Source organism: Micromonospora sp. NPDC049529 (assembly GCF_055586685.1).
Map to the genome: position 1 here is coordinate 59,888 of NZ_JBVJHT010000012.1, position 16,094 is coordinate 75,981.

Genomic DNA, 16,094 nt, shown 5'->3' on the forward strand with positions numbered 1-16,094 from the left:
CCTTTCTGTACGGTGTCCACCGACAAGGTCGATACGGAGATCCCCTCGGACGTTTCCGGCATTGTTACCGCGGTCCTCGTCACGCCGCCATGCGATCTCGCCGTTGGCGAGCCGATAATCCTGGTCGCCACGGATTCGTCACAATAACGCCGAGCCGGCCATCGGCAGTGCTGCGATTGGTTGCCGCGGCCGCGACGTATGCGAGGTTTGCAAGCTTGATCAACTCGGGTCGGGTGGCCGTCGGCGGAATGTTGGCGGGGCCGGGGCGGTTATACATCGCGTACGACCGGAGCAGCGCCGGGGTTGAGTTCTCGCCCCGTGCCGGCTGTGGCCTCGTACTTCTTTCACCCGAGTGAGTCGCTTCGCCTACCCCCATGGGCGTGCGCGTCGGGTACCCCCGATTGAAAGGTGAGCCATCGTGAAGACGACGACTTTCACCACCTTCGTAGAGACTTCGTTTGTTCGTAAGACCGCTCTGGGTATTGCCGGCCTCGCGTTTGTCGGTGGTGCGGTTGCCGGGCCCGCGTCGCACGTGTTCGCGTCTCCGGCCGAGCACACCGCCGCCGCCCCGGCGATGACCACGGTCGCGCAGGTGACCAGTGACAAGCCGGGCATGGACAAGCTCGTCCCGCACGGCACTCAGGGTGCTCAGTCGAGCATCGACCTGAGTAAGGAGCAGACCGACAACGCCAAGGCGATTGTCGAGACCGCCAAGAAGCTCGGTATGGGTGAGCGTGGTGCGGTGATCGCGGTTGCTACCTCCATGCAGGAGTCGAAGTTGGAGAACCTGGGTCATCTGGGTGACATGAACGACCACGACTCGCTGGGTCTGTTCCAGCAGCGGCCGAGTTCGGGTTGGGGTACTCCGGAGCAGATCACGGACCCGACCTACGCCTCGACCGCGTTCCTGAAGTCGTTGAAGCAGGTTGATGGTTGGCAGGACATGCCGTTGACGGATGCGGCGCAGAAGGTTCAGGTGTCGGCGTTCCCGGATGCGTACGCGCAGTGGGAGAACCAGGCCGCGCACATCGTGCAGGACGTCTGGACCAAGTAAGCAACAAGCTGAAAACGCGGCCCGGTCCGGGTCCCGGCAACGGGACCCGGACCGGGCCTAACGTGTCGGCGGCTCAGCCGTCCTTCTTCGCCTTCTCCTTCTCTTCGCGCTCCTTCTCGGCGCGGGACTGCGCGAGATCCAGGGCGAGGACGCCGGCCAGGATGAGCAGGTGATTGTCCTCTCCGAGGATCTTCACCGCGTAGGTGTCACGGAACGTGAACCACTTCTTGGACACCGAGGCGACCTCACGGCCGTCCTGCTCCACCGTGTACTCGTGGTCGAGCAGGTCGCCACGCATCTCCAGGTCGTGCGGTCCCGGTATGTCGATCGTGTACTTGTCCCGGAACGGAGTGAAGAGGTTCTTGCGTACCTCGGCCGCCTTCTCGCCACCGATTTTGATCGTGTACGTACGTCGGAGTGCGATGAGCTGCCGATGCACCGAGGCGACCTCCTCGCCGGTGGTGTCCTCGATGACGAGCTTGTCGCGGAGGGTCAGCACCTTGCCGTCGACCCGGTAGACCTTCCGGCCGGAGTCGTCGGTGATGTCGAAGTCGTCGCCGATGTCGAAGAGGCGCTCACGGATCAGGTACATGGGTGCATCCTTGCATCGGCCCGCACCCTGGGCATCCCGAGGACATGCCGGACGACGACCCCGTGTGCTCCCCGAACCTCGCGACCGTGACCCGGCTCCCACCGGTGACAGGCGTGCCCTCGCGGAGTAGGGCCCCGCCCCAACGCGCGGTAGGCGCTTCCTCGTCATACGTGACTGCGCCCCGCCGCGACGTATGCGAGGTTTGCTGGCTTGATCGACTTGGCTCGGGGGCCGGTGGGCGGAATGTTGGCGGGCCCGGCACGGTTATACATCGCGTACGACCGGAGCAGCGCCGGGGTTGAGTTCTCGCCTCGTGCCGGCTGTGGCCTCGTACTTCTTACCCCGTACGCGAGCGCCTTTCCCCCTTGTGGGCGCGCGTCGGGTACCCCCGATTGAAAGGTGAGCCATCGTGAAGACGACGACTTTCACCACCTTTGCTGAGACTTCGTTTGTTCGTAAGACCGCTCTGGGTATTGCCGGCCTCGCGTTTATCGGTGGTGCGGTTGCCGGGCCCGCGTCGCACGTGTTCGCGTCTCCGGCCGAGCACACGGCCGCCGCCCCGGCGATGACCACGGTCGCGCAGGTGACCAGTGACAAGCCGGGCATGGACAAGCTCGTCCCGCACGGTACGCAGGGTGCTCAGTCGAGCATCGACCTGAGTAAGGAACAGCGTGACAACGCCAAGGTCATTACGGATACGGCGAAGAAGCTGGGTATGGGTGAGCGTGGTGCGGTGATCGCGGTTGCTACTTCGATGCAGGAGTCGAAGTTGGAGAACCTGGGTCATCTGGGTGACATGAACGACCACGACTCGCTGGGTCTGTTCCAGCAGCGGCCGAGTTCGGGTTGGGGTACTCCGGAGCAGATCACGGACCCGACCTACGCGTCGACCGCGTTCCTGAAGAGCCTGAAGCAGGTTGATGGTTGGCAGGACATGCCGTTGACGGATGCGGCGCAGAAGGTTCAGGTGTCGGCGTTCCCGGATGCGTACGCGCAGTGGGAGAACCAGGCCGCGCACATCGTGCAGGACGTCTGGACCAAGTAAGTAGTTACGGGTGCAGCCCGTTGGCCGGGTCTCCGAAGCCGGGGACCCGGCCAACGGCGTACCACCCGGGGTTTCGCTCCGGGTCAGCGTGGCCAGTCGGCCAGGCGCTGGTGGACGATCCGTACCTCGTCCGGGGTGAGGCCGTAGCGGGCGAACCGTCGGTCGGGTAGCCGGTCCAGGTAGTGACCGGCGGCCCGGATGTCCTCCGGGTCGAGGGCCGGATCGTAACTGTGCGCCAGCGCCAGCAACTCGTCCAGGCGGTACACGTCCAGGGCGGCGGCGATGTCGATGTAGTCGCGGACCTCGCGGCGGGTGATCAGGGCGACGGTCTTGCTCGCGACCAGGTCCTGCACGTGCATGACCGGGCCCAGGTCCATCACCACCGGGCTTCGGTGCCGGTCGAGCCGGCCCAGGGTCAACCGGAGCTGGCGGCCGCCCCGGCTCACGACAAAGTCCTTCATGTCCTGGTCGAAGCCGTCGAAGAGACTGGCCAGGTCACCGGTGGGGTCCTCGTCGCGTACGTCGAAGCCGGCCGCTTGCAGCACGTTGCGAACCTCGGTGGCCGCCGCCCCGGCGGCGCCGTCGACGTCCGCGAACAGATCGAGATCTTCGGTCGGCCGGTTGACCAGTCCGTGTGCGGCCCAGGCGACGCCGCCGCCGAGGACGAAGCCGTAGCGGTCGGCGACGGAGAGTGCGACCCGGGCCACCTCCCGGTAGAAGTCGCCCAGATGTGCGGTGCTCACGCTGCCCGGCGGAGCATCCGGTGCCGGGCCTCCCAGGCCCGCCGGACACCGTGCGGCAGGTTCAGGTCCGGCCAGACTCGCCGCAGCAGGGTCCCGTTGACCAGGCGGCGCAGGTCGTCGGCGCGGGTGGCCTCGCGCAGGACATTCTCGTACATCCAGAGCAGCTGGTCGGGGTCGGCCAGATCGAAGGTGCGGTCGGTGCACCACATCAGCCGCAACGGCAGCTCCACCACGCCGCCGGCCGGTCCGGTCAGCTCGGCGACCGTGCGGGTCACCACGGCGGGGCGTCCCGGACGGGCCATGAAGGCGACGCCGGCCGTGGTCGTGTGGGTGCCGAGCATGGGGAGAGCGTAGCCCGTACTCGGCTCGGCTCGGCCCAGGCATGTCCTTCCTGTCCGTTATGTCGAAATCGGTGCCGGGTGGGTGGAGGGCGGTGTCGGCGTCGCCGACCACGGGACACGGCTGCCCCGGGCCGCCCGATCGGTCACCACCAGCCAGTCATTTCTGGAATGTCGGACAAGCCCGGCCCGTTACACCATGCGTACGCCCGAGCAGCCTCTGCCGGGCGTGTTGTTTTACCCCGGACTGCTCCTCCCGGAGTGCGTCATCCCCCTCGGGATGCTCCCGCCGGAGCGTCACCCCCAACGGAAGGGCACCCATCGTGAAGAACCGCTTCACTCGATGGCTCCCGGCCATCGCGCAGACCGACCTGCGCCAGTACGCCCGGACCAGAATCGAGCAGGCCGACCTCGGCCGGCGGCTCGAACAGGCCAAGGTGCTCCAAGGCGACCTGCGCGGTCTGACCCGGTACCAGATCCGCCGCCTCGACCTCGGTCGGCTGGCGGAGGGCAACCGCCGCAAGGCCGTACTCACCCTCGCCGGTGTCGCGGTCGTGGGCGGACTCGCCGCCGGTCCCGCACTGGCGGCCGACAACTCGACCTCGCCGAACGTGAACCCGGCCGCGGCGGCGCAACTGCGCCAGGCCGTCGAGGCGAGCAAGACCGACGCGAAGCCGCTCGTCGGCCCGCCGGCCGCCGCGGGCGCGCAGGCCGGTCAACCGCCGGCCGACGCGCAGGCGTCCACCTCGGCGCCGCAGGCCTCGGAGAAGCCCGCGGACTCGACGTCGCCGAAGCTCGCCGACCGGAAGGCGGACGACAAGCCGAACCTGTCGGACCTGATCCCGTTCGGCACCCAGGGTCAGCAGGTCTCCACGCCCCTCTCGGGCGACCAGTGGAACAACGCCAAGGCGATCGTGCAGACCGCCAAGCGGGAGGGCGTCGGCGAGCGGGGCGCCGTCATCGGCGTCGCGACCTCGTTGCAGGAGTCGAAGCTCAACAACTACGGCCACCTCGGCTACCTCAACGACCACGACTCGCTGGGCCTGTTCCAGCAGCGTCCGTCGTCGGGCTGGGGCACGCCGGAGCAGGTGACCGACCCCGACTACGCCGCCTCGGCCTTCTTCAACGGGCTCAAGCGGGTGGACGGGTGGCAGCATCTGCCGCTGACCGACGCGGCGCAGACCGTGCAGGTCTCGGCCTACCCGTTCGCGTACGCGCAGTGGGAGAACCAGGCCGCGCACATCGTGCAGGACCTCTGGAACAACAGGTAGGTCGGCACCGGACGGTTGCCCACCGGCCGGGTCCCCGAGCGGGGGCCCGGCCGGTGGCGTCTCCGGGGTCCCGGCGGGTCGTCAGATCCACCGGCGGCGCTTGAACTCCGCGAACAACCCGACCGCGATGCCGATCGTCACGATCGTCGACACGATGAACTCGGTCAGCGTGTGCTCCCACGGGAACGCCACGTTCTGGCCGAAGAACCCGGTGATCGCCGTCGGTACGGCGATGATCGCCGCCCAACTCGTCACCTGCTTGACGATCTGGTTCATCGTGTTGTTCTGCAACATCAGGTTCGTTTCGAGCATCGCGTTGTTCAGGTCCCGCAGCGACTCGGTCCACTCGATCACCCGCAGCACGTGGTCGTAGACGTCCTGGAAGTACGGCAGCATCGGGGCGCTGACCAGGTGCATCGTCGGACGCATCATCGAGTTCACCACCTCCCGCATCGGCAGCGCGACCTGGCGCAGCCGGACCAGGTTGCGGCGAGCGAGGAAGGTGCGCTCCTGCAACTCGGCGTACGACTCCCGGTGCGGGCGGAACATCGTGTTCTGCAACTCCACCAGCGCCTGGTCGAGCTGCTGCACCGACTCGAAGTGCCCGTCCACCAGCGCGTCCACCAGGCCGTAGAGCAGGAACGCGATGCCGTACTTGGCCATCTCGACGTTCTCGTCCCAGCGGATGAGCAACTGGTCGATGTTGAGCCGTTCGTCGTAACGGACGGTGATCAGTACCCGCTGGTTGATGAAGGCGGCCACCTCCGCCGTGCTCAACCCGCCGTCCGGCGTCAGTTCCGCCATGTACGTGTTCAGGAACAGGTGCGAGTCATACCGGTCCAGTTTGGCCCGCTGCGCCTGCTGGATGGCGTCCTCGACGGCGAGCGGATGCATGCCGAACTCCTCGGTCAGCAGGGCGATTTGCTGCGGGGTCGGCCGGCACAGGTCCAGCCAGGCGAAGGACCGTTCGGTCTCGTTGAGCCGGCTGGCGACCTCGGTCGCCGGGAAGTCCTGCGCGATCAGTTCCCCGTCGCGGTAGAGCCGGCTGCGCACACTCATCGCCCGTCCACCCGTCGCCGTCGCAGCCGGGTCACGCCGGTGTAGCCGGCGGTGGCGCCGAGCAGCAGCACCCAGAGCACCGCCAGGTAGAGCAGCAGGCCGGGCAGGTAGTCCCGGTCGTCCAGGCCCGGATTCGGGGCCGCCGGCATCGGCCGGGTCAGCAGCGGGATCCCGACCAGCAGCAGCACCCCGGTGCTGACCAGCCCGGCGACCACCGTGGTCCGCCACGGCCGGGGCAGCCTGCGGGCGAGCAGCGCACCGGCGAACGCCGTCACCGGGGTCAGCACCCAGTCGTGCAGGATCGGCCCGCCGACCAGCCAACCACCGAGCGGGAACACGAAACCGGGCTCCCAGGTGACCTGGGCCCAGAGCAGCCAGGCGCCGTACCCGAGCACACCCGTGCCGACCACCCCGAACAGCACCCGGATCGGCAGCATCACGGCCGCACCCGCAGTGAAGCGACCCACTTGGTCTGCAACACGCCCGGCCGGGTCGGCGCGATGATCCGGCACGGGTACCCGTGGTCCAAGGTCAGCTCCTCGCCGTTGATCCGCAGCGCCAGCAGGGTGAGCGGGTCCCGCACGTGGTCCGGCAGCAGCACACTGCTGCGGTACGCCCCCGACCGTTCCAGCGACTCGACCTCGACCCGGCCGGTCGGTGCGCCGACGGCGCGGAGCAGGTCCGCCAGCACGACCCCGGTCCAGGTCGCGCTCGCGCTCCAGCCCTCGACGCAGGCGATCGGCAGCCGGGCGGTGTGGTGCGGCAGGGCGGCCAGTTCGGCCCGGTCCAGCATCCTCGTCCCGCCCGGCCAGCTGACCGTCAGCCGCCAGTCCGCGCCGACCCGGTCCACCCGGGCGGCACTCGCGGTCCGGTTGATCGGCAGTCCCTGCGGTCCCCGCCCGGCCCGCCAGCTCAGCGGGGAGACCCGGTACAGCCACGGCACCGTCGCTCCCGCCGTCGCCACCAGGGCGGCGACGGCGGCGAGCCCGGTGGTGGCCAGGAAACCGCGCCGGCTCAGCCCGGTCCGGCCCGGTTGCGCCGGCCCGACCGGGCGGCGCAACCCGTCGTGGATCAGCGGCAGCTTGGTGGCGACGTGGATGCCGAGCGCGCCGACGGCCACCCAGGCGACCGCGTAGTGGGTGGGCACGAACTGGAACGGCCACGGGTACGACTGGGCGCTGTTGAACAGGCCGGTGGCGAGTTCGAAGAACGCGGCGGAGAGCAGCACGAGCAGCGCCGCGCGTTCCAGCGCGTGCGGCACCGAGCGGACCACCGGCCGGGCGAACAGCCGAGGGTAGACGCTCCACAGCTTCGCCAGCAGCAGCGGCACGGCGACGATCCCGGACAGCACGTGCACGCCCTGCGTGATCCGGTAGAAGTTCACCGGCCGGGTCGGCCACCACGACCCGTGCTGGCCGGCGTGGGAGAGCAGACCGGTGGCGAAGCAGAGCCCGAAGGCCACCCCGAGCGCCAGTCCCAGTCGGGCGGCGACCCGTACGTCGTGCGCGGGGGCGGTGAAGTCCGACTCGCGGGGTACCCGGAGTCTCACGGCCGGCCCGCCCCGACCGCGCTCATCGCTGTTCCCGGACCGGCACCAGCCACGAGTCGCGCAGGTCGAACACGGCGGCGGCGAACCGCCCACCGGGCACCGTGGCGGCGACGGTGACCGCGTCGGCCATGGTGTCGACGTCCGACATCGTCGGCAGCGCCTCGACCAGCAGCCCGCGCTCACGCAACGCCCGCCGGGTACGCGCCCCGGTGTCCGGACGGGAGGTCGGCACCGTACGCAGTGCCTGCGCGTCGGCCGGGTCGTGCAGTCCCAGCGCCCACCAGCCGCCGTCGAGGGCGGCGCCGAGCAGTGCCCGCGCGCCCCCGTCGAGCCGGCGGGCGGCGGCGTCGAGCAGGGTCCAGTGCAGGTGCGGGGTGTCCATCCCGATCTGCAGCACCGGCTGTCCCGGAAACCGGGCGGCGACGTCCAGGTGGGCGTTGCACAGCCGGTCGGCGAACGTCGGTCCGTGCTGGTCGAGCACCGTCCAACCGGCCAACGCCCGGCGGATCTCCTCGCCCCGGCCGGCCTCGGACAGGTCACCGGCCAGGGCGACGACCGGGGTCACCGCCGGGGTCGCCGCCACGGCGTCGAGCGTGTCGAGCAGGGCGGCGGCGGCGATCTCGGCCGCCTGTGCGGGACTGGCCGGGGGCGAGAGCCGGGTCTTCACCGCCCCGGCGACCGGTGCCTTGGCCAGCACCAGCAGCACCGGTCGTGCGGGGGTCACGCCAGCACCCGGGCCATGTCGCGGGCGGCCCGCAGGCTGCCGCGTACGGAGCCGGAGACCTTGGAGGTGGTGCCGGCGGTACGCGGTCGGTAGGCCACCGGACGTTCCACGATCCGCCACCCGGCCGCCGCCGCCCGGGTCAGCAACTCCAACGGGTAGCCGAACGCCCGGTCGCGTACGTCGAGGCGGAGCAGGTCCTCGCGGCGTACCGCCCGGACCGGGGCGATGTCGTGCACCGGTGCGCCCCGCCGTCGGATCATCGCTGCCAGGGCCAGGTTCCCGGCCCGCGCGTGCCACGGCCAGGCACCCCGCCCGACCGGGATCCGCCGGCCGACGGCGAGGTCCGCCGCGTCCCGCCGCACCAGCGCGACCAGCATCGGCAGGTCGGCCGGGTCGAGGGAGCCGTCGGCGTCGAGCACGCACACGATGTCGGCGGTGGCGGCCCGCAGCCCGGTGTCGACGGCGGCACCGTAGCCGCGCCGGGGCTCGGGCACCACCAGGGCGCCGTGCCGGGCGGCCACCTCCGGTGAGCCGTCGCGGGACCCGTTGTCCACCACGATCGCCCGGTAACCGGTCGGTAGCCGGCGCAGCAGTCCGGGCAGGGCCGCCGCCTCGTCGAGGCAGGGCAGCACCACGTCCACCCGTGGTGAGTCGGTCACGGCCACTCCTCGCGCTCCGTAGGTCGAGCCGCAGTTAGCCATTGTCGGGAGGTTTAAACGCCGGCCCGATGGGTTCACCCGACCGGACCGGCGCGGCGCACCCCGTACGACCTGCTGTGACGTTTCGGCCCGGCCGCCGGCCGGCGTCGGTAGCGTGACCGCGTGCAGCAGGCGCCGGCCCGGACCCGCGTCGGGCGCCGCCGCCGCGCGGACGCCGCGTCGGCCCTGGCCGCGCTCGCCCTGGTCGGCCTCGCCGTCGCGGTCGGCTGGCGGCTCAACCGGGACGGGGTGCCGCTGCACGCCGGCAGCGCGCCGCTCTTCGCCACCTGGGGCCCGCACGTCGGCCCCGGCACGCCCGCCGCGCTGCTCGTCGCGGCGGCCACCATCGGGTACGGGCCCCGGCTCGCCCTCCGGCTGCGCTGGCCGGCACTGCTCGCGGCCGGGTACGTGACCGCGTTCGCCTGGATCGTCTCGCTGGCCCTGGTCGACGGCTGGCGGGTCGGCCTGGCCACCCGGCTCACCCTCGACGCCGAGTACCTCAGCGAGGTGCCCGGCGTGACCGACGTCCCCGCGATGGTGCGGGGGTTCGCCGGTCGGATCCTCGACTTCCAGCCGGACGCCTGGGCCACCCACGTCTCCGGCCACCCACCCGGCGCGCTGCTGGTCTTCGTCTGGCTCGACCGGATCGGGCTGGCCGGCGGCGGCTGGGCCGCACTGGTCTGCGTGGCGGCCGCGGCGGCCACGGCGGTCGCGGTGCCGGTGACCGTACGCGTCCTCGGCGACGAGCGGGCCGCCCGGCGGGTGCTGCCGTTCGTGGTGATCTTCCCGGGGGCGGTCTGGTGGGGTGTCTCCGCCGACGCGATCTTCGCCGGGGTGACCGCCGGTGGGATCGCGCTGCTCGCCGTCGCCGCCGGCCGACCGGGGCAGCCGACACCGTCCGGGGCGCACCGGCGCCGGATCGGGCGACGGTACGGTGGCTCCGGCCCGGCGACCCTGGTCGCGGCGGCCGGTGGTCTGCTGCTCGGCTTCGGTGTCTTCCTCTCCTACGGGCTGGTGCTGATCGGTCCGCTGGTGCTGGCGGTGGTGCTGGTCAGCCGCCGGGGCTGGATACTGCTGCCGGCGGCGGTCGGGGTGGCGGCCGTCGTCGTCGGGTTCGCCCGCGCCGGGTTCTGGTGGTACGACGGCTACCACCTCGTGGTGGAGCGCTACTACCAGGGCATCGCGCGGGAGCGCCCGTACGCGTACTGGGTCTGGGCGAACCTGGCCGCCCTGGTGCTCGCCGCCGGGCCGGCGTGCGCGCCCGCGCTGCGCCGCGCCGTGCTCGCGCTTCGGTCGCCCGGTGACGGGTCGCCGATGGACGGCGGTCGGTTCGGGGCGGTTCTCCGTCGGATGTCGACCGGACCGGTGGCGCTGACCCTGGCCGCCGCGTTCGCGATCGTGGTCGCCGACCTGTCCGGCATGAGCAAGGCCGAGGTGGAGCGGATCTGGCTGCCGTTCGCGGTCTGGTTGCCCGCCGCCACCGCGCTCCTACCCGACGCCCACCGGCGCCGGTGGCTCGCCGTCCAGGCGGTGACCGCGCTCGCCGTCAACCACCTGGTCTGGACCGTGTGGTGAACGCTGGTCCGGATCGTCCGGTGGGCGCTGCCCTCGACCGCCGGGTGAGCGGTTGTGCCGACGCCGCCACCCGTACTGACCTATCGTCGGAATTGTCAGGCTTTCCCGACCGGCCAGGGGAGTGGTGCCGCGGTGGGCGTCCGTACCTGGATCGAGGGCTGGCCGGTCTACCGGCAGCTCACCGGCGACGACCCGCTCGGCCGGGGCGCCGCGGCGCAGTCGGCGCTGTCCGCCGCGCTCACCCCCAGGACCGAGACCGCCGACACGATGGCCCGCTCGATCTGCCCCTACTGCGCGGTCGGCTGCGGGCAGCGGGTCTACGTGCGCGACGGGAAGGTCACCCAGATCGAGGGCGACCCGGACAGCCCGATCTCGCGGGGCCGGCTCTGCCCGAAGGGCGCGGCCAGCAGGAGCCTGGTCACCAGCGAGCTACGACAGCAGCGGGTCCGTTACCGGCGGCCGTACGGCACCGAGTGGGAGGACCTCGACCTCGACACCGCGATGGACATGATCGCCGATCGGCTGCTCGCCGCCCGCGACGCGACCTGGGAGGACGTCGACGACGCCGGACGCCCGCTGCACCGGACCCTCGGCATCGCCAGCCTCGGCGGCGCGACCCTCGACAACGAGGAGAACTACCTGATCAAGAAGTTGTTCACCGCCGCGGGCGCGTTGCAGATCGAGAACCAGGCCCGGATTTGACACTCCTCCACCGTCCCCGGTCTGGGGATCAGCTTCGGGCGCGGCGGCGCCACCGGGTTCCAGCAGGACCTGGCCAACTCGGACTGCATCATCATCCAGGGCTCCAACATGGCCGAGTGCCACCCGGTCGGCTTCCAGTGGGTGATGGCGGCCAAGGAGCGCGGCGCCACCGTGATCCACGTTGACCCGAGGTTCACCCGGACCAGTGCCATGGCCGACACCTACGTCCCCATCCGCGCCGGCACCGACATCGCCTTCCTCGGCGGCATCATCCGGCACATCCTGGAGAGCGAACTCGACTTCCGGGAGTACGTGCTGGCGTACACGAACGCGGCCACTATCGTCAGCGACGACTACCGGGACACCGAGGACCTCGACGGGCTGTTCTCCGGCTACGACCCGCAGACCAGCACCTACGACCAGACGGGCTGGCAGTACCGGGGACAGGAAGCCGACGGCGGGAGCCACGACAGCGCCACCGAACGGGACACCGCCAGCGGACTGCGGCACGAGTCGCACGGCGTACCGGTCGGCCGGCTCACCGACCGGGACGAGACGCTGCAACACCCCCGCTGCGTCTACCAGATCCTCAAACGGCACTACGCCCGCTACACCCCGGAGATGGTCGAACGCGTCTGCGGCATCCCCCGGGAGAAGTTCGACCGGGTGGCGCGGGCCTGGACCGCCAACTCCGGTCGGGAACGCACCAGCGCGCTGGTCTACTCGGTCGGCTGGACCCAGCACAGCGTCGGCGTGCAGTACATCCGTACCGGGGCGATCATCCAACTGCTGCTCGGCAACGTCGGCCGCCCTGGCGGCGGGGTGATCGCCCTGCGCGGGCACGCCAGCATCCAGGGCTCCACCGATATCCCCACCCTGTTCAACCTGCTGCCCGGTTACCTGCCGATGCCGCACCACGCCCAGCACCCCACCTTCGACGAGTGGATCGACAGCATCAAGCACCCCGGTCAGAAAGGGTTCTGGGGCAGCGCCCGCGCGTACGGGGCGAGCCTGCTCAAGGCGTACTGGGGGGACGCGGCGACCCCGGAGAACGACTTCTGCTACGACCACCTGCCCCGGATGACCGGCGACCACGGCACGTACCGGACGGTGCTCGACATGATCGACGGGAAGGTCAAGGGGTACTTCCTGCTCGGCCAGAACCCGGCCGTCGGCTCCGCGCACGGCCGCGCCCAGCGCCTCGGGATGGCGAACCTCGACTGGCTGGTGGTCCGAGACCTGTTCATGGTCGAAAGCGCCACCTTCTGGCGCAACGGCCCCGAGGTCGCCACCGGTGAGATGCCGCCGCAGGAGTGCCGGACCGAGGTGTTCTTCCTGCCGGCCGCGTCGCACGTGGAGAAGGAGGGCACCTTCACCCAGACCCAGCGGCTGCTCCAGTGGCGGGAGAAGGCCGTCGAACCCGTCGGCGACTGCCGCTCCGAGCTGTGGTTCTTCTACCACCTCGGCCGCATCCTGCGGCAGAAGCTGGCCGGCTCCACCCGCCCCCGCGACCGGGCCCTGCTCGACCTCAACTGGGACTACCCGACCGCCGGCCCGCACCACGAGCCGAGCGCCGAGGCGGTGCTGCGCGAGATCAGCGGGTACGACGTCGGCACCGGCCGCCCCCTCGGCTCGTACACCGAACTGACCGACGACGGTCGCACCGCCTGCGGCTGCTGGATCTACTCCGGGGTGTTCGCCGACGGGATCAACCAGGCCGCCCGGCGCCGCCCGTGGACCGAGCAGACCTGGGTGGCGCCCGAATGGGGCTGGGCCTGGCCTGCCAACCGGCGGATCCTCTACAACCGGGCGTCGGCGGATCCGCAGGGCCGGCCGTGGAGCGAACGCAAGGCGTACGTCCGGTGGGACCCCGAGGCCGGAGCCTGGACCGGCCCGGACGTGCCGGACTTCGAGAAGACCAAACCACCGTCGTACCGGCCACCCGACGGCGCGGTCGGCATCGAGGCGCTCGCCGGTGACGACCCGTTCATCATGCAGGGCGACGGAAAGGGCTGGCTGTACGCGCCCGCCGGGGCCCTCGACGGGCCGCTGCCGACCCACTACGAACCCGGCGAGTCGCCGATCCGCAACCCGCTCTACGGGCAGCAGGCCAACCCCGTACGCAAGCTCTACCCACGGCCGGACAACCCGGTCAACCCGAGCCCGCCGGACGCGCACAGCGGCGTCTTCCCGTACGTCTTCACGGTCGTCCGGCTCACCGAGCACCACACCGCCGGCGGGATGAGCCGCAACGTCGGCTACCTCAGCGAACTGCAACCGGAGATGTTCGTCGAAGTCTCCCCGGAACTGGCCCGCGAACGCGGACTGACCCACCTGGGCTGGGCGCACCTGGTCACCAGCCGGGCGGCGATCGAGGCCCGGGTGCTGGTCACCGACCGGCTCGCCCCGCTGCGCGTCGACGGCCGCACGCTGCACCAGGTCGGGCTGCCGTACCACTGGGGCGGTGAGGGGATCGTCCGTGGCGACTCGGCCAACGACCTGGTCGGCATCGTCCTGGACCCGAACGTCCTGATCCAGGAGAGCAAGGTCGGCACCTGTGACGTACGGCCCGGCCGCCGCCCCACCGGCGCCCCGCTGCTCGCCCTGGTCGCCGAGTACCGCCGCCGCGCCGGCCTGGACAACGGAAAGGCCTGAACATGCCCGACACCGCGCACTGGTCCGCCGCCACCGACCCCGCCCCGGACGCCGGCTTTCCCGACGCCCCGCCCCGGATGGGCTTCTTCACCGACACCAGCGTCTGCATCGGCTGCAAGGCCTGCGAGGTCGCCTGCAAGGAGTGGAACGCGGTGCCGCAGCAGGGCCTGGACCTGCTCGGCATGTCCTACGACAACACCGGCGCGCTGACCGCCAACTCGTGGCGGCACGTCGCCTTCGTCGAGCAGGCCCGCCCCGCCGGGGGACACCGGCCCGCCCTCGCCGGCACGCTGGCCGGACCACCGGGCAGCCCCACCTCCGCGGCGGTCGCCGCCCGCAGCCCGGTCGACACCGGTACCCGACCGGGTACGCCGCCGGCCCCCGACCCGTCCGCCGCTGCCCGGATGACGCTCGGTGAGCCGGAGTTCCTCGGCATGCCCGGTTCCGTGCCACCCGGTCGGCAGCGCGGCGGCGACCGGTCCGACCTGCGCTGGCTGATGCTGTCCGACGTCTGCAAGCACTGCACCCACGCCGCCTGCCTGGACGTCTGCCCGACCGGCTCGCTGTTCCGGACCGAGTTCGGCACGGTCGTGGTGCAGCAGGACATCTGCAACGGCTGCGGCTACTGCATCCCGGCCTGCCCGTACGGGGTGATCGACCAGCGGCACGACGACGGTCGGGCGTGGAAGTGCACCCTGTGCTACGACCGCATCGGCGCCAACCTCACCCCGGCCTGCGCCCAGGCCTGCCCGACCGAGTCCATCCAGTACGGCCCCCTCGACGAACTGCGCCAACGGGCCCGGTCCCGGGTCGAGCGGCTGCACCTCGACGGCACCCCCGAAGCCCGCCTGTACGGGCACGACCCGGCCGACGGTGTCGGCGGCGACGGCGCCTTCTTCCTCCTCCTCGACGAACCCGAGGTGTACGGCCTCCCACCCGACCCCGTGGTCACCACCCGTGACCTGCCGCTGATGTGGCGGCACGCCGCCCTCGCCGGACTGACCATGATCGCCGCGGTCGCCGCCTCGTTCGTCGGGCACCGGCGATGACCGCCCCGGCCGGGACCGCCCGGTTCGACGGCCCGGTCGGGCCCGGTGACCGCGACCGGGCCGGCATGCCCGACCACCGGGAACGGTTCACCTCGTACTACGGCCGGCCGATCATCAAGGCCCCGGTGTGGAAGTGGGACATCCCGGCGTACCTGTTCACCGGTGGTTTGGCCGCCGGCACCGCCATGGTCGCCGTGGCCAGCCAGCTGACCGACCGGCCCCGGCTGCGCCGGGTCTCCCGGACCGGTGCGCTGGCCGCGATCGGCGCCAGCACCTACTTCCTGATCCACGACCTGGGGCGTCCGGAACGGTTCCACCACATGCTCCGGGTGGCCAAACCGACCTCGCCGATGTCGATGGGCACCTGGATCCTGGCCGCGTTCGGGCCGGCGGCCGGGATCGCCGCCGTTGCCGAACTCGCCCCGTTGCTGCCCCGCCGGGGGCCCCTCGGACTGATCGGCCGAACGCTGCCGGCGGTCGGCGACGCCGCCGGACTCGCCGCCGGGGCGATCGCCCCGGCACTGGCCACCTACACCGGTGTGCTGCTCGCCGACACCGCCGTGCCGGCCTGGCACGACGCCCACCCGCAGCTGCCGTTCGTCTTCGCCGCCGGTGCGCTGGCCAGCGCCGCCGGGATCACCCTGCTGGCGGCACCGCCGGGCGAGCACCCGCCGGCCCGCCGGCTGGTCCTCGCCGCCGCCCTGACCGAACTGACCGCCATCCGCAAGCTGGTCCGGATGGGGCTCACCGGCGAGCCGTACCGGCACGGGCCCGCCGGCCGGTTGATCCGTGCCGGCCGGTTGGCGCTCGCCGTCGGGGTGGCCGGCAGCCTGCTCGGTCAGCGCAGCCGTCCGCTCTCCGTCGTCGCCGGTGTCGCCTGCATGGCCTCCTCGGCACTGATCCGGTTCGGTGTGTTCCAGGCCGGGCTCGCCTCCGCCCGCGACCCCCGCTACACCGTCGTGCCGCAACGCGAGCGGCGGGAGCGACGCGTCGCCGGCGATCCCACCGTCGACTGATCCGCCCCGATTCGGCTCCGGCCC

The 16,094-nt window shown here is 71.4% G+C and carries 15 protein-coding genes and 1 pseudogene; 8 read left to right on the plus strand and 8 right to left on the minus strand.

What is annotated here, in order from left to right; translation table 11 throughout:
• The first annotated feature begins 12 nt into the window (after positions 1 to 12).
• Together ACZ6QQ_RS21920 and ACZ6QQ_RS21925 are read left to right on the plus strand one after the other, a co-directional pair.
• Positions 13 to 147 (plus strand): biotin/lipoyl-containing protein, encoded by a 135-nt coding sequence (locus tag ACZ6QQ_RS21920; protein WP_465878562.1) that lies wholly within the window; start codon positions 13 to 15, stop codon positions 145 to 147.
• Positions 148 to 418: 271 nt separating this feature from the next.
• The gene (locus ACZ6QQ_RS21925; protein WP_465878564.1) at positions 419 to 1,054 is read left to right on the plus strand and encodes a hypothetical protein; all 636 of its coding nucleotides are present in this window, start codon (positions 419 to 421) and stop codon (positions 1,052 to 1,054) included.
• 73 nt (positions 1,055 to 1,127) lie between these two features.
• Here the strand turns inward: ACZ6QQ_RS21925 and ACZ6QQ_RS21930 are convergent, their stop codons facing one another.
• The gene (locus ACZ6QQ_RS21930) at positions 1,128 to 1,646 is read right to left on the minus strand and encodes an LURP-one-related/scramblase family protein (protein ID WP_465878566.1); all 519 of its coding nucleotides are present in this window, start codon (positions 1,644 to 1,646) and stop codon (positions 1,128 to 1,130) included.
• Between the two features lie 409 nt (positions 1,647 to 2,055).
• Between ACZ6QQ_RS21930 and ACZ6QQ_RS21935 the strand changes: the two genes are divergently transcribed.
• Entirely contained in the window at positions 2,056 to 2,691 is a 636-nt protein-coding gene (locus ACZ6QQ_RS21935) for a hypothetical protein (protein ID WP_465878569.1), read from the plus strand.
• An 83-nt stretch (positions 2,692 to 2,774) separates the two neighbouring features.
• Here the strand turns inward: ACZ6QQ_RS21935 and ACZ6QQ_RS21940 are convergent, their stop codons facing one another.
• Positions 2,775 to 3,434: a nucleotidyl transferase AbiEii/AbiGii toxin family protein gene (locus ACZ6QQ_RS21940; protein WP_465878570.1), complete on the minus strand. Its 660-nt coding sequence runs from the start codon at positions 3,432 to 3,434 to the stop codon at positions 2,775 to 2,777.
• A complete protein-coding gene (locus ACZ6QQ_RS21945; RefSeq protein ID WP_465878573.1) occupies positions 3,431 to 3,775 on the minus strand; it encodes a hypothetical protein in 345 nt (114 codons plus the stop codon). Before ACZ6QQ_RS21945 ends, ACZ6QQ_RS21940 begins: the two co-directional genes overlap by 4 nt.
• A gap of 320 nt (positions 3,776 to 4,095) precedes the next feature.
• On the opposite strand from ACZ6QQ_RS21945, the gene ACZ6QQ_RS21950 reads away from it, so the two are divergent.
• On the plus strand, positions 4,096 to 5,043 hold the full coding sequence (locus tag ACZ6QQ_RS21950) for a hypothetical protein (protein WP_465878576.1): 948 nt from the start codon (positions 4,096 to 4,098) through the stop codon (positions 5,041 to 5,043).
• 81 nt (positions 5,044 to 5,124) lie between these two features.
• On the opposite strand, the gene ACZ6QQ_RS21955 is transcribed toward ACZ6QQ_RS21950, so the two are convergent.
• From ACZ6QQ_RS21955 to ACZ6QQ_RS21975, 5 genes are read right to left on the minus strand one after another with little or no spacing between them, the layout of a single operon-like run.
• The gene (locus ACZ6QQ_RS21955) at positions 5,125 to 6,102 is read right to left on the minus strand and encodes a magnesium transporter CorA family protein (protein WP_465878578.1); all 978 of its coding nucleotides are present in this window, start codon (positions 6,100 to 6,102) and stop codon (positions 5,125 to 5,127) included.
• The gene (locus tag ACZ6QQ_RS21960; protein ID WP_465878581.1) at positions 6,099 to 6,542 is read right to left on the minus strand and encodes a hypothetical protein; all 444 of its coding nucleotides are present in this window, start codon (positions 6,540 to 6,542) and stop codon (positions 6,099 to 6,101) included. Before ACZ6QQ_RS21960 ends, ACZ6QQ_RS21955 begins: the two co-directional genes overlap by 4 nt.
• Positions 6,539 to 7,651, minus strand: coding sequence for a molybdopterin-dependent oxidoreductase (locus ACZ6QQ_RS21965; RefSeq protein WP_465878582.1), 1,113 nt, complete (start codon positions 7,649 to 7,651; stop codon positions 6,539 to 6,541). The genes ACZ6QQ_RS21960 and ACZ6QQ_RS21965 overlap by 4 nt, the downstream gene beginning before the upstream one ends.
• Before the next feature lie 22 nt (positions 7,652 to 7,673).
• A complete protein-coding gene (locus ACZ6QQ_RS21970) occupies positions 7,674 to 8,375 on the minus strand; it encodes a TIGR04282 family arsenosugar biosynthesis glycosyltransferase (RefSeq protein ID WP_465878583.1) in 702 nt (233 codons plus the stop codon).
• Positions 8,372 to 9,034 carry a glycosyltransferase gene (locus ACZ6QQ_RS21975; RefSeq protein WP_465878587.1) on the minus strand — a complete coding sequence of 221 codons (663 nt, stop codon included), beginning with the start codon at positions 9,032 to 9,034 and terminating at the stop codon, positions 8,372 to 8,374. Before ACZ6QQ_RS21975 ends, ACZ6QQ_RS21970 begins: the two co-directional genes overlap by 4 nt.
• A gap of 162 nt (positions 9,035 to 9,196) precedes the next feature.
• Here ACZ6QQ_RS21975 and ACZ6QQ_RS21980 point away from each other — a divergent pair, with 162 nt between their 5' ends.
• The 4 genes and pseudogenes from ACZ6QQ_RS21980 (at position 9,197) to nrfD (ending at position 16,070) form a co-directional block, all read left to right on the plus strand.
• Complete coding sequence (locus ACZ6QQ_RS21980) at positions 9,197 to 10,648, plus strand: hypothetical protein (protein WP_465878589.1); 1,452 nt, start codon at positions 9,197 to 9,199, stop codon at positions 10,646 to 10,648.
• A gap of 132 nt (positions 10,649 to 10,780) precedes the next feature.
• Positions 10,781 to 13,987 (plus strand): annotated as a pseudogene (gene fdh, locus ACZ6QQ_RS21985) (formate dehydrogenase); the annotation flags it as partial.
• 20 nt (positions 13,988 to 14,007) lie between these two features.
• Positions 14,008 to 15,054 (plus strand): 4Fe-4S dicluster domain-containing protein, encoded by a 1,047-nt coding sequence (locus ACZ6QQ_RS21990; protein WP_465878593.1) that lies wholly within the window; start codon positions 14,008 to 14,010, stop codon positions 15,052 to 15,054.
• The gene (nrfD, locus tag ACZ6QQ_RS21995; protein WP_465878596.1) at positions 15,051 to 16,070 is read left to right on the plus strand and encodes an NrfD/PsrC family molybdoenzyme membrane anchor subunit; all 1,020 of its coding nucleotides are present in this window, start codon (positions 15,051 to 15,053) and stop codon (positions 16,068 to 16,070) included. The genes ACZ6QQ_RS21990 and nrfD overlap by 4 nt, the downstream gene beginning before the upstream one ends.
• The last annotated feature ends 24 nt before the right edge of the window (positions 16,071 to 16,094 follow it).